Source organism: Streptomyces sp. WAC 06738, from assembly GCF_003945505.1.
Lineage (GTDB): Bacteria > Actinomycetota > Actinomycetes > Streptomycetales > Streptomycetaceae > Streptomyces.
The window spans coordinates 3,245,067-3,270,374 of the sequence record NZ_CP029618.1 but is presented as its reverse complement, the minus strand read 5'-3'; the positions used below and the strand labels follow the sequence as shown (position 1 = coordinate 3,270,374).

The window sequence follows — 25,308 nt, the reverse complement described above, 5'->3', positions numbered from 1 at the left end:
ACTGCGCAGTAGTCACGAGGGGAGCGCGGCATGGCGGGCCCGGAGATCATCACCCTGCTCGACGACCTCCGCGACGAGAGCGCCGCGCTGGACGCCCTCGTCGCCGGGCTGCCGCCCGAGCGGTGGGCGCTCGGGACGCCCGCCGCCGGGTGGACCGTCGCGCACCAGATCGCCCACCTCGCGTGGACCGATCGCGCCGCGCTCGCCGCCGCCCGTGATCCCGGCGAGTTCCGGGGGATGCTGACGCACGCCCGGGAGGCGCCGTTCGGCTTCGTCGACGAGGCTGCCGAGCGCGGGGCCGCGCAGCCGCCCGGGGAGCTGCTGGAGCGATGGCGGCAGGGGCGCGAGGAGTTGCGGCGGGTGCTGCTGGCGCAGCCGGCGGGGGTGCGGATGCCGTGGTTCGGGCCGCCGATGAGCGTCGGGGGCGTCGCCTCGGGGCGGTTGATGGAGACCTGGGCGCACGGGCAGGACGTCGCCGACGCGCTGGGCGTACGGCGTGCGCCCACCGCCCGGCTGCGGCACGTGGCCCGTATCGGGGTACGGACACGGGACTTCGCGTACGCTGTGCACCGGCTCGCGCCGCCCGCCGAGGAGTTCCGCGTCGAGCTGACCGCGCCCGGCGGTGGCGGCGAGGTGTGGGCGTACGGCCCCGAGGACGCCGCCGAGCGCGTCACCGGGCCCGCGCTCGACTTCTGCCTGCTGGTCACCCAGCGCGTGCACCGCGCCGACACCGCGCTCGTCGCCGAGGGCGCGGAGGCGGAGCGCTGGCTGGGCATCGCCCAGGCGTTCGCGGGCCCGCCGGGCGCGGGGCGGGACCCGGCACCGGACGGCACGGCCCGTACCGGCGGCCGGGCCGCCCGGGGGGAGCGCCCGTGACCCTCCGCATCGGCAACGCCTCCGGCTTCTACGGCGACCGGTTCGCCGCCGTCCGCGAGATGCTCACCGGCGGCGAACTCGACGTCCTCACCGGCGACTACCTCGCCGAGCTGACCATGCTCATCCTCGCCCGCGACCGCCTCAAGGACCCCGGCGCCGGCTACGCCAGGACCTTCCTCCGCCAGCTCGAAGACGGCCTCGGCCTCGCCCGCGACCGCGGCGTCACGCTCGTCGTCAACGCCGGCGGCCTCAACCCCGCGGGCCTCGCCGCCGCCGTCCGCGAGCTGGCCGAACGCGTCGGCGTGCCCGCCCGCGTCGCGCACGTCGAGGGCGACGACCTCACCGCCCGCGGCACATGGCCCGGCGCCCTCGCCGCCCACGCCTACCTCGGCGGCGCCGGCATCGCCGCCTGCCTGCGCGCGGGCGCCGACGTCGTCGTCACCGGCCGCGTCACCGACGCCGCCCTCGTCACGGGCGCCGCCCAGGCCCACTACGGCTGGACCCCGGCCACCGCCGACGACCCGGACGACTCCGGCCCAGACGACCCCGCCCTGCACGCCCTCGCCGGCGCCGTCGTCGCCGGCCACGTGCTGGAGTGCGGCACCCAGGCCACCGGCGGCAACTACGCCTTCTTCACCGAGCACGACGTCCGCCACCCCGGCTTCCCCCTCGCCGAGATCGAGCCCGACGGCAGCTCCGTCATCACCAAGCACCCCGGCACCGGCGGCGCCGTGACCGTCGGGACCGTCACCGCCCAGCTCCTCTACGAGACCGCGGGACCCCGCTACGCGGGACCCGACGTCACCGCCCGCCTCGACTCCGTACGCCTCGCCCAGGACGGACCCGACCGCGTCCGCATCACCGGCGTACGCGGCGAGCCACCGCCCCCCGACGTCAAGGTCGGCCTCTCCCGCCTCGGCGGCCACCGCAACGAGGTCGTCTTCGTCCTCACCGGCCTCGACATCGACGCCAAGGCCACCCTCGTACGCGACCAGATGGCCCCCGTCCTCAAGGGCGTCGCCGACGTCCGCTGGACCCTCGCCCGCACCGACCGCCCCGACGCCGGCGTGCAGGAGGAGGCATCCGCCCTGCTCCGCCTCGCCGTCAGGGACCCCGACGAGGCCGCCGTCGGCCGCGCCGTCAGCGGCGCCGCCGTCGAACTGGCCCTCGCCAGCATCCCCGGCTTCCACGTCACCGCCCCGCCCGGCAGGGCGCAGCCGTACGGCGTCTTCGAGGCCGCGTACGTCCCCGCCGCCGACGTCCCCCACACCGCCGTGCTCCCCGACGGCACCCGCGTCCCCGTCGCCCCGCCGCCGCGCACCCGGGCGCTGGAGCCCGTACCGGAACCGCCCCTGCCGCCGCCCCCGCCGCCGGGACCGACCCGCCGCGCCCCCCTCGGCACCGTGGCCGGCGCGCGCAGCGGCGACAAGGGCGGCATGGCCAACCTCGGCGTCTGGGCCAGATCCGGCGCCGCCTGGCCGTGGCTGGCCCACACCCTCACCGTCGACCGCCTCCGCGAACTCCTCCCGGAGACCGCCCCCTTCCCCGTCGTACGCCACGTCCTGCCGCACCTCCGCGCGCTCAACTTCACCGTCGAAGGACTCCTCGGCGAAGGCGTCGCCTCCCAGGCCCGCTTCGACCCACAGGCCAAGGCGCTCGGCGAGTGGCTGCGCGCCCGGCACGCCGACATCCCCGAGGAGCTGCTGTGACCGTGCTCGCCTCGTCGCTGGACACCGCGGGCCCCGACTACGCCGCCCACCGGGCCGCGATGCTCGACAAGCTCGCCGCGCTCGACGAGGAGCACGCCAAGGCGGTGGCGGGCGGCGGCGAGGAGTACGTGGCCCGGCACCGCGCCCGCGGCAAGCTGCTCGTCCGCGAGCGGGTCGAGCTGCTGCTCGACCCCGACACCCCGTTCCTGGAGCTGAGCCCGCTGGCCGGCTGGGGTTCCGATTACGCGGTGGGCGCCTCGCTCGTCACCGGCATCGGCGTCGTCTCCGGCGTGGAGTGCCTGATCACGGCCAACGACCCGACCGTACGCGGCGGCGCGTCCAACCCCTGGACGCTGAAGAAGGCGTTCCGCGCCCACGAGATCAGCCTCGCCAACCGGCTGCCGTCGATCCACCTCGTGGAGTCCGGCGGCGCCGACCTGCCGTCGCAGAAGGAGATCTTCATCCCGGGCGGCGCGCTCTTCAAGTTCCTCACCCGCTCGTCGGCGGCCGGCATCCCGACGGTCGCCGTCGTCTTCGGCAACTCGACGGCGGGCGGGGCGTACGTGCCGGGCATGAGCGACCACGTGATCATGGTCAAGGAGCGCGCGAAGGTCTTCCTCGGCGGCCCGCCGCTGGTGAAGATGGCCACCGGCGAGGAGAGCGACGACGAGTCGCTGGGCGGCGCCGACATGCACGCCCGTACCTCGGGACTCGCCGACTACTTCGCCGTCGACGAGCCGGACGCCCTGCACACCGCCCGCCGCGTCGTCGCCCGCCTCGCCTGGCGCAAGGCGCACCCCGACCCGCCGCCGGCCGCCCCGCCCGCGTACTCGGAGGACGAGCTGCTGGGCATCGTGCCGGGCGACCTGAAGATCCCGTTCGACCCGCGGGAGGTGATCGCGCGGGTGGTGGACGGCTCGGACTTCGACGAGTTCAAGCCGCTGTACGGGACGAGCCTGGCCACCGGCTGGGCGCGGCTGCACGGCTATCCCGTCGGGATCCTCGCCAACGCGCGCGGGGTGCTGTTCAGCGAGGAGTCGCAGAAGGCCGCGCAGTTCATCCAGCTCGCCAACCAGCGCGACATCCCGCTGGTCTTCCTCCACAACACCACCGGCTACATGGTCGGCAAGGACTATGAGCAGGGCGGCATCATCAAGCATGGCGCCCAGATGATCAACGCGGTCTCCAACTCCCGCGTCCCGCACCTGTCGGTGCTCATGGGGGCCAGCTACGGCGCCGGCCACTACGGCATGTGCGGCCGCGCGTACGACCCCCGGTTCCTCTTCGCCTGGCCGAGCGCCAAGTCGGCGGTCATGGGGCCGCAGCAGCTCGCGGGCGTGCTGTCGATCGTCGCGCGGGCGTCGGCGGAGGCGAAGGGGATGCCGTACGACGAGGAGGGCGACGCGGCGCTGCGCGCGATGGTGGAGCAGCAGATCGAGGCGGAGTCGCTGCCGGTCTTCCTGTCCGGGCGGCTGTACGACGACGGGGTCATCGACCCGCGGGACACGCGGACGGTGCTGGGGATCTGCCTGTCGGCGATCCACACGGCGCCGTACGCGGGCGTGCACGACGGGTACGGGGTGTTCCGGCTGTGACCGCACGACCGGCATCCGCAGGGCGACCGGCAGCCACACCGCGACCGGCATCCACAGGGGAGCACCGATGATCCGTACCCTCCTCGTCGCCAACCGCGGCGAGATCGCCTGCCGCGTCTTCCGCACCTGCGCGGAGCTGGGCATCACGCCCGTCGCCGTGCACTCCGACGCGGACGCGGGCGCGCTGCACGTACGCGCCGCGCTGGACGCCGGCGGGCCGGCGGTCCGGCTGCCGGGGCGGGCGGCTTCGGACACGTACCTGCGGGCGGATCTGCTGGTCGCGGCGGCGCTCGCGGCCGGCGCGGACGCGGTGCACCCGGGCTACGGGTTCCTCTCCGAGAGCGCGGAGTTCGCGCGGGCGGTGTCCGCGGCGGGGCTGACGTGGGTCGGGCCCCCGCCGGAGGCGATCGAGGCGATGGCGTCCAAGACGCGCGCGAAGGAACTGATGGGCCTCGCGCCCTTCGACCCGTCGAAGGCGGTGGAGTCCGACCTGCCGCTGCTGGTCAAGGCGGCGGCGGGCGGTGGCGGCCGCGGCATGCGGGTCGTCCGCGAACTGGCCGCGCTGGACGCCGGACTGGCGTCGGCGTCGGCGGAGGCCGCGGCGGCGTTCGGGGACGGCGAGGTGTTCGTCGAGCCGTACGTCGAGGGCGGACGGCACGTGGAGGTGCAGGTGCTCGCGGACGCGCACGGGGCCGTGTGGGCGCTGGGCACGCGCGACTGCTCGCTGCAGCGGCGGCACCAGAAGGTGGTGGAGGAGGCCCCGGCACCGGGCCTCGCGGCGGGTGTGGCGGCGGAGCTGGCGGAGACGGCGGTACGGGCGGCGCGGGCGATCGGGTACGTGGGCGCCGGCACGGTGGAGTTCCTGCTGGCGCCGGACGGGCGGGCGCAGTTCCTGGAGATGAACACGCGGCTGCAGGTGGAGCACCCGGTGACGGAGGCGGTGTACGGGGTCGACCTGGTGGCCGCGCAGGTGAGGATCGCGGAGGGCGCGCACTTGCCGCCGTCGGCACCGCAGCCGAGGGGCCACGCGGTGGAGGCCCGTCTGTACGCGGAGAATCCGGCGTCGGACTTCGCCCCCCAGACGGGCCGGGTCCACCGCCTGGAGGTCGGGGGCACCGCGGGGGGCGAGCCGTTCCGGACCGCCGGGGACGACGGGATGCCGTATGCCGCAGGGGAGTTGGGGCGCAGCCCCAATGGGGCCCCGGGCGAAGCCCCGGGTGCGCCCGCCGGGGACGACCGTGCGCTGTACACGGCGGGGGGTCCGGGGCGCAGCCCCGAGGGGGTCCGGGGCGGAGCCCCGGTTCCGGGAAGGGGCGGGATCGGGGAACCCCCCACCCTCCGCCTCGACACCGGCTACACCGCCGGCGACACCGTCACCCCGTACTACGACGCCCTGCTCGCCAAGGTGATCGTCCACGCCCCCACCCGCGCCGAGGCAATCCGCCACCTGACGGCCGCGCTGCGGCGGGCACGGATCCACGGCCCGGTGACGAACCGGGACCTGCTGGTCCGGTCGCTGGAACACGAGGAGTTCACCGGCGCGCGGATGACCACCTCGTTCTACGACGCCCACCTGCCGGCGCTGACCCGCCCCGCGGACGAGGCCGCCGAGCCCGGCGCCCACCTCCGGCTCGCCGCCCTCGCCGCCGCGCTCGCCGACGCCGCCGCGCGGCAGCAGGCAGGCGACGCCGCGTTGCCCGCGCGCTTCGGGGGGTGGCGCAACGTGCCGTCGCAGCCGCAGGCGAAGGGGTACCGGGCCGAGCCCGGCGGCGCCGAGGTCGAGGTTCGCTACCGCCTCACCCGCGACGGCATACGGGCCGACGGCCTGCCCGGCGTGCGCGTGCTCGCCGCCGCCCCCGGGCGCGTGGTGCTCGAAGTCGCCGGTGTCGCCCGTGCCTTCGACGTCGCCGTCTACGACGGCCCGGCGGGAGGCCGCCCCGCGCCGGCCACCTACGTCGACACCCCCCACGGCTCGTACGCCCTCCGCCCCCTCTCCCGCTTTCCCGCCCCCCGCGCCGACACCCCGCCCGGATCCCTCCTCGCCCCCATGCCCGGCACGGTCGTCCGCCTCGCCGACGGGATCGCCCCCGGGCAGGCCGTCCGGCAGGGACAGCCGCTCCTCTGGCTGGAGGCGATGAAGATGGAGCACAAGGTCGCCGCCCCCGCCTCCGGCGTGCTCACCGCCCTGCACGCCGTTCCCGGCGGCCAGGTCGAGGTCGGCGCCCTCCTGGCCGTAGTAGAAGCGGCGGAAGACGCCGCCGCACATGCCGCCCCACCCCGCGATCAGGAAGGCCGACAGCCATGACGAGCGCCATCCTCGAACCCCAGGAGCACCGCGACCTCCGCGCCGCCGTCGCCGCGCTCGGTACCCGCTACGGCCGCGACTACTTCACCGCCGCCGTCCGCGACGGCCGGCACACCGACGAGCTGTGGGCCGAGGCCGGCAAGGCCGGTTACCTCGGCGTCAACCTCCCCGAGGCGTACGGCGGCGGAGGCGGCGGCATCGCGGAGCTGGCGATCGTGCTGGAGGAACTCGGCGCGGCTGGCTGCCCGCTGCTCATGCTCGTCGTGTCGCCCGCGATATGCGGCACGGTCATCGCCCGCTTCGGCACCGAGGAGCAGAAGCGGCAGTGGCTCCCCGGACTCGCCGACGGCACCCGCAAGATGGCCTTCGGCATCACCGAGCCCGACGCCGGCTCCAACTCGCACCGCATCACCACCACCGCCCGCCGCGACGGCGACGACTGGGTGCTGTCCGGCCGCAAGGTGTTCATCTCGGGCGTCGACATCGCCGACGCCACGCTCATCGTCGGCCGCACCGAGGACGCGCGTACCGGCAAGCTCAAGCCCTGCCTGTTCATCGTCCCGCGCGACGCCGAGGGCTTCCGGCGCTCCCCCATACCCATGGAACTGCACGCTCCGGAGAAGCAGTTCGAGCTGGTCCTCGACGACGTGCGGCTGCCCGCGGACGCCCTCGTCGGCGACGAGGACGCCGGTCTCCTCCAGCTCTTCGCGGGGCTCAACCCCGAGCGCATCATGACCGCCGCGTTCGCGCTGGGCCTGGGGCGGCAGGCGGTGGCGCGGGCCGTCGAGTACGCCCGTACGCGCCAGGTGTGGAAGGGCGGCGCCATCGGCGTGCACCAGGCGATCGCGCATCCGCTGGCGCAGGCGCACATCGAGTTGGAGCTGGCCCGGCTGATGACGCAGAAGGCGGCGGCGCTGTACGACGCCGGTGATGACGCCGGTGCGGGCGAGGCGGCGAACATGGCGAAGTACGCGGCCGCCGAGGCGGCGGCGAAGGCCGTCGACCAGGCCGTGCACACCCTCGGCGGCAACGGGCTCAGCACCGAGTACGGTCTTGCGCAGATGCTCACCGCGTCCCGCGTGGCCAGGATCGCCCCGGTCAGCCGGGAGATGATCCTCAACTACGTGTCGCACCAGACGCTGGGCCTGCCCAAGTCGTACTGACGCCGCCTACGTACCGAAGGAGCACCTCCCCGCCATGACCGACGCACCCGCAGAACCGGCCGCCGCCGACGCGCCCCTCGTCCGGACCGCGCGCGACGACCGCGGCGTCACGACCCTCACGCTCGACTCGCCCCACAACCGCAACGCGCTCTCCACCCGCCTCATGGCCGAACTCGACCTGGGTCTGGCCGCCGCCGCGGAGGACGACGACGTACGGGCCGTCCTGCTCACCCACACCGGCAACACCTTCTGCGCCGGCGCCGACCTCGGCGAGGCCACGGCCGCCGCCGCGGTCACGGACGGGCCGCTGGCGCTGTCGCGGCTGCTGCGGGCGGTCGTGGAGTGCCCGAAGCCCGTCGTCGCGCGGGTGACCGGGCACGTACGGGCCGGGGGCCTCGGGCTGCTCGGCGCGTGCGACATCGCGGCGGCGGGGACGGGGGCGACGTTCGCGTTCACCGAGGCGCGGCTCGGGCTCGCGCCCGCGGTGATCTCGATGCCGCTGCTGCCGCGGCTCGACGCCCGCGCGGCGGCGCGCTACTACCTCACGGGCGAGCGCTTCGGCCCGGAGGAGGCGGCGAGGATCGGCCTGGTGACGCTGGCGGGGGACGACGTGGACGCGCTGCTGACGCCGGTGCTCGACGGGCTGCGGGCGGCGTCGCCGCAGGGCCTTGCGGCGTCGAAGCGGCTGGTCACCGGGGAGGTGCTGCGGGCGTTCGACCGGGACACGGAGCCGTTCGCGGAGCTGTCGGCGTCGCTGTTCGCGTCCCCGGAGGCCAGGGAGGGCATGACGGCGTTCCTGGAGCGCCGGGAGCCGAAGTGGTTCCGCTGACGGACGCCCCGCGCCAGCCACGGGGCCGGGGCCCGCAGCAGGACCGCAGCCGGGCGACCCGGCAGCGGCTGCTGGAGGCGGCGGTCGCGTGCCTGGCGGAACTGGGCTGGGGCGGGAGCACGGTCAGCGTGGTCGCGGAGCGGGCGGGCGTCTCGCGGGGCGCGGCGCAGCACCACTTCCCGACCAGGGAGGACCTGTTCACGGCGGCGGTGGAACACGTGGCGGCGGAGCGCTCGGCGGCCCTGCGCGCGCTGCTGCCGGCGGCGGGGGCGGCGGATGCGGGACGAGCCGAGGGAGCCGGCCCGGTACGAGCCGCCGCAACGGGCGGTGCGGGAGCCGACGCAGAAAAGGCCGCCGGGGGGAGGGCCCCCGCAGGGACGGAAGCCACCGCCGGAGGCGCCGCCGCGGCCACGCCCCTTGCCGACGCGGCCACTGCCGCCGTCGTGCGCGGGGTCGTCGACCTCTACACCGGGCCCCTCTTCCGCGCCGCGCTCCAGCTCTGGGTCGCCGCCGCGAACGAGGAACAGCTACGTCCCCGCGTCGCCGCCCTGGAGGCCCGCGTCGGCCGCGAGGCGCACCGGATGACGGTGGCGCTGCTCGGCGCCGACGAGTCGGTGCCGGGCGTACGGGAGACGGTGCAGGGCTTCCTCGACATGGCCCGCGGCCTGGGCCTGGCGACCCTGCTCACGGACGACAGCGCCCGCCGCGACCGCGTCGTGACGCAGTGGTCGCACCTGCTGACGACCGCCCTCTCGAACCCCCACCCCCGCTGAGCCCACCCCACATCCCCCGCACACCCGCCCAAGGGTAGGCCGCTCCACCGACAACGAAGGGGCGGTCGCCCTGCGGGGCCCACCCCCAGCCGCCGCGGACCCAACCGCCCCGGCAGACCCGGCTCGGGCCGATCCGTGGCTGACTCATCGCGGCCCAGCCGGCGCAAGCCGATTCACTTCAGGCCGCCCACGCGTCGGCGCGACCCGCGCCTCACGCCGACCCGCGCCTCACGCCGACCCGCGCGCGTCACGCGGCACCCCGCCTCACGCCGAGCCGCCCGCCTCCGCGTAGCCCTCGATCTCCTGCGGCGACCGCGTCCCCGGCCCCACGTACCGCGCCGACGGCCGCACCAGCCGCCCCGTCCGCTTCTGCTCCAGGATGTGCGCCGACCACCCCGCCGTCCGCGCGCACGTGAACATCGACGTGAACATGTGCGCCGGCACCTCCGCGAAGTCCAGCACGATCGCCGCCCAGAACTCGACGTTCGTCTCCAGCACCCGGTCGGGACGCCGCGCCCGCAGCTCCGCCAGCGCCGCCTTCTCCAGCGCCTCCGCGACCTCGTACCGCGGCGCGCCGAGCTGCTTCGCCGTGCGCCGCAGCACCCGCGCCCGCGGGTCCTCCGCGCGGTAGACGCGGTGGCCGAAGCCCATCAGCCGCTCGCCGTTGTCCAGCGCCCGCTTCACGTAGCCCTCGGCGTCGCCCGTGCGCTCGATCTCCTCGATCATCCCGAGCACCCGCGACGGCGCGCCCCCGTGCAGCGGCCCGGACATCGCACCGACCGCGCCGGAGAGCGCCGCCGCGACGTCGGCGCCGGTGGAGGCGATGACGCGGGCGGTGAAGGTGGAGGCGTTCATGCCGTGTTCTGCGGCGGAGGTCCAGTAGGCGTCGACGGCGGCGACGTGCTTGGGGTCGGGCTCGCCGCGCCAGCGGATCATGAACCGCTCGACGACCGTACGGGCCTTGTCGATCTCCCGCTGCGGCACCATCGGCCGCCCCTGACCGCGGGCGGACTGGGCGACGTACGACAGCGCCATGACGGCGGCCCGCGCCAGGTCCTCGCGGGCGCGCGCCTCGTCGATGTCGAGCAGCGGCCGCAGCCCCCAGACGGGCGCGAGCATGGCGAGCGCGGACTGCACGTCGACGCGGATGTCGCCGGAGTGCACGGGGATGGGGAAGGGCTCGGCGGGCGGCAGACCGGGTTTGAAGGCGCCGTCGACCAGAAGACCCCAGACGTTGCCGAACGAGACGTGGCCCACCAGGTCCTCGATGTCCACACCGCGATAACGGAGCGCGCCGCCCTCCTTGTCGGGTTCGGCGATCTCCGTCTCGAAGGCGACGACTCCCTCAAGCCCGGGTACGAAATCGGACATCAGGCGGCTCCCTCATGTGTGGCGTGCGCTGCGGGGGGTGTGCAGCGACGGGCGGGTGTCGGCCCCAGGGCGTGGAGTGGTGCGGGGGGTGTACCTGCTGGCCAGGCTCCGCGGCGCCATCGCTCGCGGTCCGGGGCGTGCATTCCGGGCCACCATAGCCGGGGCTGTCGAGTTTCCACAGTGGTCGGGCGGCGGATCTGTCGGGTCGCCTACCTGCGAGGTGACGTGAGATCGGGCACACTCCACCGATCCCGCCCCGGAGGGTTACGGGGTGCGCCGAGCGGGCAGACTCCCGCCCGCAACGGCCGCTCATACTGCAAGATATGTAGGTGCGCCACGTTGACGTTGACACCGAACGCTCCCTCGATCCGGCCGCCATGCGCGCGCACTACCGCGCCGCGGGACTGTCGGAGGACTCCCTCGCCGCCGATCCCTTCGAGCAGTTCGGCCGCTGGTTCCGGCAGGCCGCGGCGAGCGGACTGCACGAGCCCAACGCGATGGTCGTCTCCACCGCGGACGCCGAGGGCCGGCCCAGCTCCCGCACCGTGCTGCTGAAGCACGTGGACGAGCGGGGGTTCGTCTTCTACACCAACTACGGTTCGCGCAAGGGCCGCGAGCTGGCCGCCAACCCGCATGTGTCGCTGCTCTTCCCCTGGCACCCCGTCGCCCGCCAGGTGATCATCGCGGGGGCGGCGGAGCGTACGGGCCGGGACGAGACGGTGGCGTACTTCCGTACCAGGCCGCACGGCTCGCAGTTGGGCGCGTGGGCGAGCGAGCAGTCGTCGGCGGTGGCGTCGCGGGCGGAGCTGGACCGGATGTACGAGGAGCTGGCGGACCGCTATCCGGAGGGCGAGCAGGTGCCGGCGCCGCCGGAGTGGGGCGGCTTCCGGGTCAGGCCGCGGACGGTGGAGTTCTGGCAGGGCCGCGAGAACCGGCTGCACGACCGCCTGCGGTACGTACGCACCGAGGGTGCGGCGGGCGGCGGCTGGACGGTGGAGCGCCTCTGCCCGTAGCGCCACGGGACGAGGACGAGGACGAGGACGAGGACGACGGCGGCGACGGCGCGCGCGGGGGTCCAGGGGGCTGAGCCCCCGCCGCGGACGAAGGCCGGGAAGGACCGGGAAGAACGGCCTCCGCGCAGCAGACGACCCGCGGCCCATTCCCCTGGAGGGGAGCCGGTCGGACGTACCGGCGGACCGCGGGTCGGGTGAACTGCCTGGGATAAGGGCCGGCTGGGTGCGTCCTAGGCACCCGGGTCCGGCATTGCGCTCAAGCGCGACGGCGGACCACTAGCCCGCAGTCACCTCACGCGTCCGGTACTTCATCATCTGCCGAACCACCTCCCTTCTCGTGTGCCTCACACACTAGGCACGCCCCTCGGCCCCCTCAAGTGATTTCTCGGCGGGCCGAACGACGCCCGCCCGCGCGGATCCGGCCGCCCGCCGCGTACGGCCGGAATCCGCTGGTCCACGGCGGTCCCGGGGCGCTGCCAGCGGGTTCCCCGCCCGCACCCCCTCCCGGTGGACCCCCTCCGCGTGCAACGATTTCGACGGAATGGGGTGTGTGCTGCGTCACGTTCGAGTTGAATGATCCGGGTGCACCACACCACGCACACGACGCCGCGGCGAGCAGGGGGTGCCTGATGAGCGCGACCCGGCGTACCAACCGGGACCGCAGGAACGCCTCCGGCGAGCAGGCCGCGGACGCTCCGGACACGGGAGACGACGCCGCCGGGTCACCGCCCGCGGCGGCGGACGCGGCGGCCGGGGACGCGCCGCCGCGGGATCGCCGCGAAGCGGCCCCCGATCTGCTGGTGGCGCTCCTCGACGGCATGGACGCCGCCCTGTGCGCCTTCGACGCCGAGGGCGTCGTCACCCACTGGAACCGTGAGGCCGAGCGGCTGCTCGGCTGGACCGCCGCGGAGGCCGTCGGCCGCCACGGGCTGGCCGGCTGGGCCGTCCGCGCCGATGACGCCGCCGAGGTGGAGGCGCGCCTGATGGGCGCGATGGATGTGCCGGGGCGGCAGGTGCAGGAGTTCGCGCTGCTGCGCAAGGACGGCGGCCGGGTGCTCGTACGCACCCAGACCTCCGCCGTCCGTCCGGGCGGAGCCGAGACGGGCGGGGTCGCGGTCGGGGTCTACTGCGCGTTCAGCGAGGTCCACGCGCAGATGGACCTGGAGCGGTCCATCGCCTTCAGCGAGGCGCTCTGCGAGGACGCCGCCTGGGGCGTGCTCCTCGTGGACGCGGACCTGCGTCCCGCGCTGGCCAACGGCCAGGCGGCGCGCGTGCTGCGCGCCCGGCGCTCGGGGCTGCTCGGGCGCCCCTTCGGCGAGCTGCTGGAGCAGGGCGCGGAGGAGGTCGAGAGCGCCCTCCAGCACGTACTGGCGCAGGGCAGCACCGCGGTCCCCGCCGACGTGTGGGTGACGGTGCGCGGCGAGACCGGCGGCGATCCGGCGGTACGGCGCCGGTGCCTGCGCGGCGCGTTCGTACGGCTCGCCTCGCCGCTCGCCGAGCACCCGGTGCCCCTCGGGGTCGGCTGGCTCTTCCAGGACGTCACCGAGGCGAAGCTCGCCGAGGACGCGGCCTCGGTGCTGCGCTTCCGGGACCACCAGTTGCACCGCGCCTCGCGCGCCGCGGCCGAGTGCGAGGACCCGATGGAGGCCGCGACGGTCTATCTGGACTTCGCGCTCGCCGGCTTCGCCGACCACGCGCTGGTCGACCTGGCCGCCGCCCCCGCGGACCCCGGCTCCCCGCCGGGGCCCGCCGCCCCGCACGACGCGGGTGCGCCGCCGGGCCCGGTGCAGCTCACCCGGGCCGCGGCGACGCCCGCCGAGGGGCCTGGCCCCTGCCTGCCGGCCGGGCCGCACGGCTTCCCCGTCCGCTACCCCGCCGGGCACCCCGCGCTCCAGGCGGTGGAGCGCGGCGGCACGGTGCGCGCGGGCTGCGGGGGCGTGGACCCGGAAGTCGCGGAGGGCTGGTCGGTGGCGCGGAAATGGCCGCCTGGCACGATGCACGCGCTCTGTACGGTGCTGCGCAGCCGCGGCCGGACGCTGGGCGTCGTGACGTTCCTGCGCGGCGGCGGCCGTAAGGGCTTCACCCGGCAGGATGCGGCGTACGCGGAGGACGTGGCCGTACGGGTCGCGGCCTCGCTGGACCTGGCGGAGCTGCTGGGTTAGTACCTGCCCGGCGGGGTCCGTGACCAGGACCCGGGAGACCGGGCGCGGATCGCCTTTTTCCCGTAGATCGGCGGCGAAATTCAGGCGAAAGGAACGCGGCAGGTCCGGTTGTCACCGTGATGCGTCAGAATTGGTGCAGGGCCACCGCACGAGAAATCTAGGGGCACGCATGTCCGGACTGATCGACACAACGGAGATGTATCTCCGCACCATCCTCGAACTCGAAGAGGAGGGCGTCGTCCCCATGCGCGCGAGAATCGCGGAGCGGCTCGACCAGAGCGGCCCCACGGTGAGCCAGACCGTCGCCCGCATGGAGCGGGACGGGCTGGTGCGCGTGGCCGGCGACAGGCATCTGGAGCTGACGGAAGAGGGCCGCATGCTCGCGACCCGGGTGATGCGCAAGCACCGCCTGGCGGAGTGCCTGCTGGTCGACGTGATCGGCCTGGAGTGGGAGCACGTGCACGCGGAGGCGTGCCGCTGGGAGCACGTGATGAGCGAGGCCGTTGAGCGCCGCGTGCTGGCGCTGCTGAAGCACCCGACGGAGTCGCCGTACGGGAACCCCATCCCCGGCCTTGAGGAACTGGGCGAGAAGGCCGAGGCGGACCCGTTCCTGGACGAGGGCATGGTGAGCCTGTCGGCGCTGGGCCCCGACGCCGGGACGGTGATCATCCGCCGGATCGGGGAGCCGATCCAGACCGACTCCCAGCTCATGTACACGCTGCGGCGGGCCGGTGTGCAGCCGGGCGCGGTGGTGAGCGTGACGGACTCGGCGGGCGGTGTGCTCGTCGGCAGCGGCGGCGAGGCCGCCGAGCTGGACGCGGAGGTCGCTTCGCACGTCTTCGTGGCCAAGCGCTAGATCCGTTCGGGCCAGGCTGGTGGCGGGTTTGCGCCGTTGTCGCGATTGGCGTTAAGCGGACCGCGGGATTCCTGTCCGAACGGCAGCGCACCGGGACCGGGCGTGCCACGCTGTCGCTGACGGCATCTGGGAGGGGTGGGCCATGCCGCTGACATATCCGGACCCCCGCGCACCTGCGGGTGGCGCGACGAGGGCCCCGGCGCCTGGCTCGCCGGGGCCCCGCCTCCCCGCACCGACCCGGAGCCCCGAGCTCCCAGGGTCGCCTCCCCTTGGACCCGTTGTCCCCGATGCGGGTCCGCCTCCCGGTCTCTGTCTCCCCGCGACGACCGCGGCCAATCCCCGGCCGTGGTCACTCGAACGAGGGGTGTTGGGCTCTGTACCGCGGTGTTCGAATAGATATTCGATAGCGTGAGCTTGCCGAACGGATTGGGGGTGTCGGCACACATGGTGCGTCGTATCAACGTGCCGGGGGCGGGCGGGCTGCGTCTCGCCGCCTGGGAGTACGGAGATCCGCCGAAGCGCGGTGCCGACGGCATCGCGGCGCGCGGCCGGTCCGCCGCCGGCCCGGCCGGCGGCCCGCCGGGCCCGGCGCCGCAGGACCGCCCCGGCGTGCTCTTATTGCACGGCCTGATGGGCCGCGGGTCCCATTGGGCGACCACCGCCCGCTGGCTCTCCGCCCGCTCCCGCGCCATCGCGCTCGACCAGCGCGGACACGGGCGCAGTGACAAACCGGGGGACGGCCCGTTCGACCGCGAGGCGTACATCGCGGACGCGGAAGCCGTCATCGAGCAGTTGGACCTCGCGCCGGTGGTCCTCGTGGGCCACTCGATGGGAGCGCTCACCGCCTGGCAGTTGGCCGCCCGCCGCCCCGACCTGGTGCGCGGGCTGGTGATCTGCGACATGCGGGCCTCGGCGCTCGGCGCGGCCTCGCAGCGCGAGTGGGAGGAGTGGTTCCGCTCCTGGCCGACGCCGTTCGCCACGCTCGCCGACGTCCGCAAGTGGTTCGGCGAGGACGATCCCATCCTGGAGCGCCCCCGCCCCGCGCGCGGCGAGTTCTTCGCCGAGGTGATGGCCGAGCGCGCGGACGGCTGGCGCCCGGTGTTCTCCCGCCGGCAGATGCTGCGGGCCCGCGAGACCTGGGTGCACGACGCGCACTGGGAGGAGCTGGCCCTCGTGCAGTGCCCGGCCCTGGTGATCCGCGGCATCGACGGCGAGCTGGGCCGGGCGGAGGCCCAGGAGATGGTCCGCGTCCTGCCCCGCGGCGAGTACGCGGAGCTGGAGGCCGGCCATCTGCTGCACCTGGAGGACCCGGAGGCGTTCCACCGGGCGATAGAGCCGTTCCTGGAGAACGTGCTCACCCCGAAGTGAACCGACGCGCGCCGAACCGACGTGGGAGCGGGGCGGGTTGCGGGCTGTACGGTACGAAGGCGCCCGCGGGGCCGACGCGTACGCCGCGGCAGCCGTCCCCCCGGCGCTACTCGCCGACGAACCGGAACGTCGATGTGATCGCGTCGAACACGTCGAAGAACGAGTCCGCCAGATCCAGCACCTGACTGCTCCCCGCCACCAGCGCCACCTTGCCCTCCTGCCCGGGCACCGGGATGAAGGTCTGCATCAGCACGGCGCGGATCGTGCGGTCGTCGCCGGGGATCTTGACGTCCTCGACGCCCTGCGTGCGGGCGGCCGTGCCGATCCCCTCGATCTCGACGGTCGAGACCTTCCGCCAGGCGTCGCCCTCCTTCTTCGGCCGGATCTGCTTGATCTGGCCGACGATCAGCGCCGGGTCGGTCGGCAGCAGCTCGCCGCTCTCGGTGCGGGCGCCGATGAGGGAGACGGTGATCGAGCCGGTCACCGGCACGTCGCCGCCGAAGCTCTCCGCCATGCAGCCGCAGTACAGCGCGCCCGAAGCCCAGGCGTCCTTGGCGGCCTTGCGCAGGAACGCCTCCAGCACGCCGCGCTGCTCGGCCAGTTCGGGATTGCGGCGGACCCGGTCGTTGACCATCTGCCGGATGCCGTCGTCCCGGGACTCGGGCCGTACGTCGAACTCCCACCACGACTCCGGCACCCGGATCCGGAAGCCTCCGCGCTCGATCGTGAGCGCCTCCATCCAGCGGCTCATGCCCTGCCCCCTTTTGTCGCACGTACGGTCGTCTCCCGCACCGCGTCCCGGCCGCGGCGGCGCGGTTATCCACACGTAGTTATCCACAATCCCGGATACGCGCTGTCCCCGCGAAGCCCGGGGCGGATATCGTTTCGTAGACCCTAGTGTCCGAGCTGAACGCATTTCCGCGGGGGGAAAGCCGGGGAACAGCCGGGGACGTTCGAGGAGGATCAGCGTGCGCCTCACCCTGACCGTCGTCGATCCGCTCGGGGGCGACCGTGCCGATGTCGTCCTCGACGCCGAGGCGGAATCGTCCGTAGGCGATGTCGCCCGCGTCCTGGCCGGCCAGCTCGACTCACCGCCGCCCGCCGCGGTGCCGCACGGCGCGCCGCAGGCGGCCCAGGTGCCGGCCTCGCACGCGCAACAGGCCCAGCACGCCCACGCCCAGGCCGCGCCCGCGCAGATGCCCGGCGGCTGGGCCACGGCGGGCGCGCCGCCGGCCGCCCCGCCCGGAGCGCCCCCGGCGGCCGTCCCCTTCGGCGCGCCCGGCGCCCCGCCGCAGCAGCCCGCCGAGGCCGCGCCGCCGCCCGTCTTCGTCGACGGCTTCGCCGTCGACCCCCGCCTGCCCGTCGCCCAGTCGCCGCTGCGCGAGGGCACGGTCGTCAGCCTCTACGACCCGGTGGGCTGCCCGCCCCGCGAGGTCACGGGCCTGGTCGAGCTGCGCGTCGTCGGCGGCCCCATGGCCGGCGCGGTGCACCGTCTGGGCCTGGGCCGCGTCGACGTCGGCAGCGGCAACGCGACGCATATCCGCGTCTCCGACCCGGAGTTGCCCGAGCGCGCCTTCAGCCTCACCGTCTCCGCCGACGGCACGTGCAAGGTCCACGTCCACGGCGACCAGGAGAAGGCCACCCTCGACGGCACGACGTTCGCCGAGCTGGCCAAGCCCAAGGAGAAGTCGGACGACGACGACACCCGCAGGGCCCGCAGGCGCCGCCGCCGCGAGGCCCGCCGGGAGGAGCGCCGCCGGCGGCGCGCCGGCGAGCCGGCGCCCCCGCCGCTGCCGCAGGAGCCGCCGCGGAGCAAGGACGCCTGGCCGTACGGGGCCCAGGTCGCCATGGGCAACTCGCTCTTCGAGCTGGTCCGTTACACCCCGCCGGACGCCGCCGTCGCCACCTCGGAGGACGGCGCCGGCCTCGACTACAACCGCCCGCCGCGCCTGCTCCCGCCCGACCGCGAGACCCGCTTCAAGCTGCCCGCGCCGCCGAAGGAGGGCCAGGCCAGGCCGCTGCCGTGGCTGATGGCGCTGATGCCCGCCGTCATGGGCGTGACCATGTGCCTCGTCATGGGCCGCTGGTATTACCTGCTGATGGCGTTCATGAGCCCGATCATCATGATCGGCAACTACTTCATGGACAAGAAGCACGGCCGCAAGTCCCATGTGAAGGCCGTCGCCGAGTACAAGGAACACAAGGCCAGGATCGAGAAGGACGCCCGCGACGCCCTCGTCGCCGAGCGCAACGAGCGGCGGCTGGGCGGCCCCGACCCCGCCCTGCTGCTGTCCACCGCCACCGGCCCGCGGACCCGGCTCTGGGAGCGGCGCCGTACCGACGCCGACCATCTGCTGATCCGCTTCGGCACCGCCGAGCTGGACTCCGAAGTGCTGCTGGAGGACCCCGAGCAGGACGAGCACCGCCGCCAGGTGCTGTGGAAGATCCAGGACGCGCCCGTCACCGTGCCGCTGCGGCAGATCGGCGTCCTCGGCATCGCCGGCGCCGGCGACACCCCGCGCTCCCTCGGCCGCTGGGCCGTCGCCCAGTCCGCCGTGCTGCACAGCCCGCTCGACGTCCAGTTCTACGTGCTGACCGAGCCCGGCGGGCAGGCCGGCTGGGACTGGATGCGCTGGCTGCCGCACGCCCGCCCGGCCGGGGAGTACGACACCAACGCGCTGATCGGCACCGACACCGAGACCGTCGCCGCCCGCATCGCCGAGCTGACCCAACTGCTCGACGCACGCCAGAAGGCCGCCAAGGACCAGCGGTCCAGCGGGCCGACGTCCTTCAAGGACCCCGACATCGTCATCGTCTTCGACGGCTCGCGCCGGCTGCGTTCGCTGCCGGGCGTGGTGCGGCTGCTGCGCGAGGGCCCGGCGGTGTCGATGTTCGCCATCTGCCTCGACTCCGAGGACCGCTTCCTGCCCGGTGAGTGCCAGGCGATCGTCGTCGCCGAGCCCAAGCCGGAGGAACACGACCCGCGGGCCGCCGCCGCGCAGGGCATCCCCCTGCAGCAGGTGGCCGGGGCCGGCGGGCCCGGCGGCCCCGGGGGCTACCCGCCGTTCCAGGTCGGCGCCTGGGGCACGGGCCAATCACAGGACGCCGCGCAGCGCGCCGCCGCCGCCGACGGCACCGGCCCGATCCGGCTCCGCGTCGAGCAGGCCGGTTCCGAGCGGCGCCGCGGGGTGCGCCCGGACTTCGTCTCGCCGGCGTGGTGCGCGCTGGTGGCGCGCGGTCTGTCGCCCGTGCGCGACATCAGCGGCGAAGCGGAGGACGCGGCCATCCCCTCGTCCAGCCGGCTGCTCGACGTGGTGGAGCTGGAGCCCCCGACCGGGGACGCCATCGCCGCCCGCTGGCAGATCGGCGGTCAGTCGACGACGGCGGTCATCGGCGAGTCCTACGACGGCCCGTTCGCCATCGACATCCGCAAGGACGGCCCGCACGGCCTCATCGCCGGCACCACCGGATCCGGCAAATCCGAGCTGCTGCAGACGATCGTCGCGGCGCTCGCGGTGTCGAACACCCCGGAGAACATGACGTTCGTCCTCATCGACTACAAGGGCGGATCCGCGTTCAAGGACTGCGTGAAGCTGCCGCACACCGTCGGCATGGTCACCGACCTCGACAACCACCTCGTCACCCGCGCCCTGGAATCGCTCCGCGCCGAGCTGCACCGCCGCGAGCACATCCTCGCCGACGCCGAGGCCAAGGACATCGAGGACTTCCAGGACCTGCTGCGCCGCGAGCCCGGCAGGTACGCGCCGCTGCCCCGGCTGCTGCTCGTCATCGACGAGTTCGCCGCCATGGTCCGCGAGCTGCCCGACTTCGTCACCGGCCTGGTCGACATCGCCGCCCGAGGCCGTTCACTCGGCATCCACCTGATGCTCGCCACCCAGCGCCCCAGCGGCGTGGTCTCCCCGGAGATCCGCGCGAACACCAACCTCCGCATCGCGCTGCGCGTCACCGACGGCGGCGAGTCCGCGGACGTCATCGACGCCCCCGACGCCGGGTTCATCGCCAAGTCCATGCCCGGCCGCGCCTATGTGCGCCTGGGCCACGCCTCCCTCGTCCCCTTCCAGTCCGGCCGCGTCGGCGGCCGCCGCCCCGGCGCCGCCGACCCGGCGACGGCCCAGCCCTGGGCCGGCCGCCTCGGCTGGGCCGAGCTGGGCCGGGGCGCGCTGAAGCGCCCGGCGGGAGCACAGCAGGAGGAGGACGAGATCACCGACCTGAAGGTGCTCGTCGACGCGGTCAACGAGGCCAACGAGCGCCTGGGCATCCCCGAGCAGCACAGCCCGTGGCTGCCCGCGCTGCCCGACAGCATCGAACTCGACGCGCTGCCCGCGCCGCAGGGCGCGGGGCCCCTGCCCCCCGCCCCGTACGGCATCGAGGACCTGCCCGCGCAGCAGGCCCGGCGCACCGTCGCCATCGACTTCGCCGACTTCGGGCACCTCATCGTCGGCGGCGCGCCGCGCAGCGGGCGTTCGCAGATGCTCCGGACGATCGCCGCCTCCCTGGCCCGTACGCACTCGGTCGCCGACCTGCACCTGTTCGGCATCGACTGCGGCAACGGCGCGCTCAACGCGCTGACCCGGCTGCCGCACTGCGGCGCCGTCGTCAGCCGCAACCAGACGGAGCGCGCGGTGCGCCTCATCGGCCGGCTCAAGCAGGAGCTGGGCCGCCGCCAGGAGTTGCTCGCCGCCGACGGCTTCGCCGACATCGCCGAGCAGCGGGCCGCGGCGTCGGATCCGGAGCAGAAGCTGCCGTACACCGTGGTGCTGCTCGACCGCTGGGAGGGCTGGCTGCCCACCCTCGGCGAGATCAACCACGGCGATCTGACCGACGAGATCTACGGGCTGCTGCGCGAGGGCGCGAGCGTCGGCATCCACATGATCATCACCGGCGACCGCAGCGTGCTCACCGGCCGGATCAGCACGCTGACGGAGGACAAGTTCGCCTTCCGGCTGCCCGACCGCTCCGACTTCTCCATGATCAGCCTCAACGCCCGCAACATTCCCGAGGACATCGCGCCCGGCCGGATGTTCCGCGCGGAGAGCGGTCTGGAGACCCAGATAGCCGTCCTCTCCGACGACCTGTCCGGCGCCGCGCAGGCCGCCGCCGTCGCCGCCATCGGCGAGGCGGCGACGGCGCGGGACGCCGCGGTGCCGCGCTCGCTGCGCCCGTTCCGCGTCGACGTGCTGCCCAGCCGCCTCGGCTTCGAAGAGGCCTGGGAGATGCGCGACGTCCAGGCGCAGGAGGCTTCCAAGCTGTGGGCGCTGGTCGGCGTCGGCGGCGACGAGCTGATGGGCTTCGGCCCCGACCTGGCGGACGGCATCCCTGCGTTCATCATCGGCGGCCCGGCCAAGTCGGGCCGCAGCACGGTGCTGAAGTCGATGGCGCTCACCTTCCTCCAGCAGGGCGTACGCCTGGTCATCGCCGCGCCGCGGCCGTCGCCGATGCGCGATCTGGCGGACCGCGAGGGCGTGTTGCAGGTCTTCACCGAGGACGACATCGACGAGGACGAGGTGCACGACCTGCTCAAGCAGGCGTCGCCGGACGAGCCGATCGTCGTCCTCGTGGACGACGCCGAGATGCTGACGAACTGCGACGCGGGCGACGAGTTCAAGGCCATCGCCCGCCGCGGCGCGGAGCGCGGCTGGGCACTGGTCCTCGCGGGCGACGAGGAGGAGGTCGCCTCGGGCTTCTCCGGCTGGCAGGTGGAGGCCAAGAAGGCCCGCCGCGGCGTCGCCCTGTCCCCGCAGGACCCGTCGGCGGGCGACCTCATCGGCATCCGGCTGAACCGCGGTTCGGTCGGCGACCAGGTGCAGCCGGGCAAGGGCCTGCTGCACCTGGGCGACGGCGAGCCGTTCGCGGTGACGACACCGCTGACGTAACGGCCGTCGGCGTAACGGCTGCCGGCGCAGGTGCCACCGTCGTGGGCGCCACCGTCGTGTGCGCCCTTGGCGCAACCGCCACTGGTGCGACCGCCGTTGCGGCGTGTGGCATGACCCTGCAACCGCGGGGGCGGGCGACTGCGTCTACGGTTGCAAGATACGAACGATGCATGACTGACGTCTCGGGGACGGCCCTCGCGACGGTTGAGACAAACGGGAGGGTAGCTGCCATGGGCAAGGCCGATGTCGATGTTACATATCAGGACATGCGGGATGCCGCCAAGCGACTCAAGGACGAGCGGCAGGACATCGACCGCAAGCTGGATGACCTGCGCAAGTACATCCAGAGCCTGGTGAGCGACGGCTACGTGACCGGTCGGTCCTCGAAGCAGTTCGACCAGTCCTTCGACGAGTTCACCACCGGTGCGAAGAAGACCATCGAGGGCCTCGAGGGAATGGGCGACTTCCTGAAGTCCGCCGCCGAGGCCTTCGAGAACCTGGACTCCGAGCTGGAGAAGGGCCTCAAGGGCTGACCTTCGCGATTCGGTTCGGTTCGTTTCGCTTGGCCGGGGCGCCGTGGCATCGTATTCGGTGCGGCGGCGCCCCGCTTTCGTAGTGACTGGGGGAGAGGCTCATGGGCAACGACGGCGACAGGCTGGCGATTCCGCTCAGCGAGCTCGACGGCTTCGGCGGCCGGCTGCGCAGCATCAAGAACCGGATGAACCGCACGAAGGCCACCTTCGAGTCGTACCGCGACGACATCGGCGACAGCGGCGTGGTCGACAAGCTGGAGGACTTCGAGTCGGGCTGGAAGGACGGCCGGGGCGACATCGACGACCAGTTGACGAGCCTGGCGGAGATGTCGGACACGGTGGTGCGCGAGGCCCACAAGGTGGACGTGGACCTGGAGAACGAGCTGAAGAAGGGCACGAAGAAGGAGGAAAGCCAGGTAGGCGGCGGCAACCAGTAGCGCCCGGCTCCCGGCCCCCCTTCTTCTCCCTATGCCACGTCGCCGCCCGCGGGCACGTCGAAGCCGAAGGTGCGGCCGACGTGGGCGAGCCGCATGCAGTAGGAGTCCAGCAGGAAGACGGACGGCGTGGCAATCGTGACGTACGCGCAGTAGCCGCGTGGCGCCGGCACGATCAACTGCAGCGACGCAAAGGGGATCACCGGCGCCGGAGTCTCCGCGTCGCCTCCGGGCAGGGTGAGCGACCGCAGCGACGCCGACATCACCCCGGGCCCGCCGGGGAGTTTCACCGCCAGCAGCATGTCCTGCGTGCCCTGGAGCCCCTTGCCCAACTCGTAGTCCAGTTCCCGGGGCTCCTTCTCCCCGGCGAAGAACTTCTGCTCCTTGGCGCGGTAGATGCCCTCGGCCGCCATGAGCTGGTCGTCGTGGTCGCTGGCCTGGGCGGACACGGCGAGGAGCCCCATGGAGAGCCGTTCGTCGCCGTCCACCTCCTCGGTGCCGACGCACATCGCGGTCAGGACGGTCGTCTCGCCGCCCTCGGACAGCAGCGGCAGGAACCGCCGCATCTGGAGCCCGGCGGCCGCGAGTCGCTCCTCGTCCGCGTCCGGCATCAGCCGCCCCAGCGCCTCGTCCCAGCCCGCCAGGGTGTCGGCCTCGGGGAGGCGCACGAACTCGTCCGGCACGCGGTAGCTGAACGCGTACGGGATCTTGCGGGCGCCCTCGGCCACCGTCATGCCGCCGTCCCCATCTGCGAGGGGCTGAGCCCGCGGGTGAAGCTGTCGCCCGCCGACGCCAGCATCGCGGGCGGGTCGACCCGGGGCGGCAGCGGACCGGGCGCGACGACGTCGGGCTCCGGCGGCCGGTACTCGGTCAGCGCCGAGATCGGCCCGATGACCGGGATATCGGCCATGTTCCAGTTGCCGTCGGTCCACCGTCCGGGGTTCATGTTGGAGCCGATGGCGAAGCCCGCGCCGGCGATGGTGGCCGACCAGTCGACGAGATTGCCCGCGGCCACGTTCATCCACCCCTGGCCCGACATGGCGAAGCCCCGCAGCGAGTTGGCCATCCCGCTGGGGAGGCGGGCGAGGTTGCCCCAGTTGCCCGGGCCGACCCGGCCGAGCGCGGCGGCGAATCCCTCGGTGGCGCGCAGGTTCCGCCCGGCCTGGACCAGGGCGCGGCCGGACTGCGCGAGCCGCGCCCCGGCGAGGCCGATGCCGCCGGCCAGCACCCCGGCCGCGTCCCAGGCGAGCGTCTGCCAGGTCATGCCCTCGGCGCCGCCGGCCAGCGCGATGGCGTGCGCCGCGAAGGCGCCCGCGCCGACCCACAGGCCGATCAGGGCCAGTCCCGCGATGCCGCCGAACGGCATGGCGAGGAGGCAGATGACCCCGATGACCATGGCGACGTCGGCGAGGATGTCGCCGATGAGCTTCCAGAAGTTGGGGTCGGTGATCGTGTCCCAGGCGGCTTCGAGGAGGTTCCCGAGGTCGTCGAGACGCCGTTCGAACCAGTTGGGCTCCGGCGGCGCGTCGTCCGCCGCGTTCTTGATCTGCCGCGCGGCCGTCTCGGCGTCGCCGTTGAACTCCGCGTGCAGGGCGCGCGCCCGGCCCCGTATCGCCTCCAGCTCGGCCGAGGCGGTGTCGAGCGACGCGGTCTTGCCCTTCTTGTCCTTCTTGTGCTCTTCCTTCTCCTTGTCCGTCATCCCTTCGGTGTCGCCCGGCAACCCGTCCAGGGCCCGCTGCGCCGACCCGACGCGCGCGGCTGCGGCCTCGGCCTCGCGCTCCAGCTTGCGGGCGCGGTCCTGGTAGCCGGTCAGGCCGGTCTCCCACGCAGAGAGCGCGCGGTGGGCGGCGTCGAGGGAGGTGAGGGCCTTCTCCAGGTACGGGGGGATCTCGGACACGGATTCGCTGAAGGCGTCGGCGGCCTTGCCGACCCAGAGGCCGTCCGTCTCGCCGATCCGCTTGAGCTGGGACTGCGCCGTCCCGCTCTGGCCGGTGACCGTGCCGATGGCGGTGACGAGGCGGCGTACGGTGTCCGGATCGCCGGGCGCGGGGTCGAAGCCGAGGTTCGGGAAATCCTCGGGGCGCGTCATTTCTTCCCCGCCTTCTGCAGCTCGTCGTGGAGCTTCTTGTCCAGCTTCTCCAGTTCGTCGGCCGCTGTGACGACGAACTCCGAGACGCCCTTGGTCAGCTTGGAGAGCTGGCCGAAGCCGTAGTCCCAGGAGTCCGCGAAGTCGTCGCACGCCGAACGCAGCTCGTCGTGGCCGACGAGGCTCGCGTCGGTGCCGGCGATCTTCTTCGAGGACTCCTTCATACGGTCCCCGCTGAACTCGAGGGTCCTGGCCATCGCCATGACGTCGTCATGGAAGAACCTCAGGAATGACACGAATTCCCCCGGAAGCCGAAGTGGTTACCCCGCGGAACGATCCCC

Annotated in this window: 19 protein-coding genes; 14 read left to right on the top strand and 5 right to left on the bottom strand. The window is 74.0% G+C overall.

Translation table 11 applies throughout. The annotated features are described in order from the left end of the window. Positions 1-30: 30 nt before the first annotated feature. The 7 genes from DMB38_RS13895 (at position 31) to DMB38_RS13865 (ending at position 9,250) form a co-directional block, all read left to right on the top strand. Entirely contained in the window at positions 31-876 is an 846-nt protein-coding gene (locus DMB38_RS13895) for a TIGR03084 family metal-binding protein (protein ID WP_125935456.1), read from the top strand. After that, positions 873-2,585: an acyclic terpene utilization AtuA family protein gene (locus DMB38_RS13890; RefSeq protein ID WP_125935455.1), complete on the top strand. Its 1,713-nt coding sequence runs from the start codon at positions 873-875 to the stop codon at positions 2,583-2,585. The genes DMB38_RS13895 and DMB38_RS13890 overlap by 4 nt, the downstream gene beginning before the upstream one ends. After that, positions 2,582-4,180: a carboxyl transferase domain-containing protein gene (locus DMB38_RS13885; RefSeq protein WP_125935454.1), complete on the top strand. Its 1,599-nt coding sequence runs from the start codon at positions 2,582-2,584 to the stop codon at positions 4,178-4,180. The genes DMB38_RS13890 and DMB38_RS13885 overlap by 4 nt, the downstream gene beginning before the upstream one ends. Before the next feature lie 67 nt (positions 4,181-4,247). Next, positions 4,248-6,485, top strand: a complete 2,238-nt coding sequence (locus DMB38_RS13880) for a biotin carboxylase N-terminal domain-containing protein (protein ID WP_125935453.1) — start codon at positions 4,248-4,250, stop codon at positions 6,483-6,485. Beyond that, a complete protein-coding gene (locus tag DMB38_RS13875; protein ID WP_125935452.1) occupies positions 6,482-7,648 on the top strand; it encodes an acyl-CoA dehydrogenase in 1,167 nt (388 codons plus the stop codon). Before DMB38_RS13880 ends, DMB38_RS13875 begins: the two co-directional genes overlap by 4 nt. A gap of 34 nt (positions 7,649-7,682) precedes the next feature. After that, positions 7,683-8,477, top strand: coding sequence for an enoyl-CoA hydratase family protein (locus DMB38_RS13870; protein WP_125935451.1), 795 nt, complete (start codon positions 7,683-7,685; stop codon positions 8,475-8,477). After that, positions 8,465-9,250: a TetR/AcrR family transcriptional regulator gene (locus DMB38_RS13865; protein WP_125935450.1), complete on the top strand. Its 786-nt coding sequence runs from the start codon at positions 8,465-8,467 to the stop codon at positions 9,248-9,250. The genes DMB38_RS13870 and DMB38_RS13865 overlap by 13 nt, the downstream gene beginning before the upstream one ends. Positions 9,251-9,514: 264 nt before the next feature. On the opposite strand, the gene DMB38_RS13860 is transcribed toward DMB38_RS13865, so the two are convergent. Next, positions 9,515-10,621 carry a citrate synthase 2 gene (locus tag DMB38_RS13860; RefSeq protein WP_047016346.1) on the bottom strand — a complete coding sequence of 369 codons (1,107 nt, stop codon included), beginning with the start codon at positions 10,619-10,621 and terminating at the stop codon, positions 9,515-9,517. A gap of 377 nt (positions 10,622-10,998) precedes the next feature. Between DMB38_RS13860 and pdxH the strand changes: the two genes are divergently transcribed. The 4 genes from pdxH (at position 10,999) to DMB38_RS13840 (ending at position 16,020) form a co-directional block, all read left to right on the top strand. Continuing rightward, positions 10,999-11,634 (top strand): pyridoxamine 5'-phosphate oxidase, encoded by a 636-nt coding sequence (gene pdxH / locus DMB38_RS13855; protein ID WP_125939017.1) that lies wholly within the window; start codon positions 10,999-11,001, stop codon positions 11,632-11,634. A 629-nt stretch (positions 11,635-12,263) separates the two neighbouring features. After that, a complete protein-coding gene (locus tag DMB38_RS13850; RefSeq protein ID WP_125935449.1) occupies positions 12,264-13,796 on the top strand; it encodes a PAS domain-containing protein in 1,533 nt (510 codons plus the stop codon). Between the two features lie 169 nt (positions 13,797-13,965). After that, positions 13,966-14,652 (top strand): metal-dependent transcriptional regulator, encoded by a 687-nt coding sequence (locus DMB38_RS13845; protein WP_047016343.1) that lies wholly within the window; start codon positions 13,966-13,968, stop codon positions 14,650-14,652. A gap of 444 nt (positions 14,653-15,096) precedes the next feature. Next, complete coding sequence (locus tag DMB38_RS13840; RefSeq protein WP_125935448.1) at positions 15,097-16,020, top strand: alpha/beta hydrolase; 924 nt, start codon at positions 15,097-15,099, stop codon at positions 16,018-16,020. A 106-nt stretch (positions 16,021-16,126) separates the two neighbouring features. Here the strand turns inward: DMB38_RS13840 and DMB38_RS13835 are convergent, their stop codons facing one another. Further along, positions 16,127-16,771: a hypothetical protein gene (locus tag DMB38_RS13835; protein WP_047016341.1), complete on the bottom strand. Its 645-nt coding sequence runs from the start codon at positions 16,769-16,771 to the stop codon at positions 16,127-16,129. Between the two features lie 217 nt (positions 16,772-16,988). On the opposite strand from DMB38_RS13835, the gene DMB38_RS13830 reads away from it, so the two are divergent. From DMB38_RS13830 to DMB38_RS13820, 3 genes are all read left to right on the top strand, one after another. Then, positions 16,989-21,914, top strand: a complete 4,926-nt coding sequence (locus DMB38_RS13830) for an FtsK/SpoIIIE domain-containing protein (RefSeq protein WP_125935447.1) — start codon at positions 16,989-16,991, stop codon at positions 21,912-21,914. Between the two features lie 230 nt (positions 21,915-22,144). Beyond that, on the top strand, positions 22,145-22,447 hold the full coding sequence (locus DMB38_RS13825) for a WXG100 family type VII secretion target (RefSeq protein WP_026276583.1): 303 nt from the start codon (positions 22,145-22,147) through the stop codon (positions 22,445-22,447). A gap of 101 nt (positions 22,448-22,548) precedes the next feature. Further along, on the top strand, positions 22,549-22,884 hold the full coding sequence (locus DMB38_RS13820; RefSeq protein ID WP_047016339.1) for a hypothetical protein: 336 nt from the start codon (positions 22,549-22,551) through the stop codon (positions 22,882-22,884). 29 nt (positions 22,885-22,913) lie between these two features. Here the strand turns inward: DMB38_RS13820 and DMB38_RS13815 are convergent, their stop codons facing one another. From DMB38_RS13815 to DMB38_RS13805, 3 genes are read right to left on the bottom strand one after another with little or no spacing between them, the layout of a single operon-like run. Continuing rightward, positions 22,914-23,615 carry a hypothetical protein gene (locus DMB38_RS13815; protein WP_125935446.1) on the bottom strand — a complete coding sequence of 234 codons (702 nt, stop codon included), beginning with the start codon at positions 23,613-23,615 and terminating at the stop codon, positions 22,914-22,916. Continuing rightward, entirely contained in the window at positions 23,612-24,970 is a 1,359-nt protein-coding gene (locus DMB38_RS13810; RefSeq protein WP_125935445.1) for a putative T7SS-secreted protein, read from the bottom strand. The genes DMB38_RS13815 and DMB38_RS13810 overlap by 4 nt, the downstream gene beginning before the upstream one ends. After that, on the bottom strand, positions 24,967-25,263 hold the full coding sequence (locus tag DMB38_RS13805; protein WP_240662206.1) for a hypothetical protein: 297 nt from the start codon (positions 25,261-25,263) through the stop codon (positions 24,967-24,969). Before DMB38_RS13805 ends, DMB38_RS13810 begins: the two co-directional genes overlap by 4 nt. Positions 25,264-25,308 lie beyond the last annotated feature (45 nt).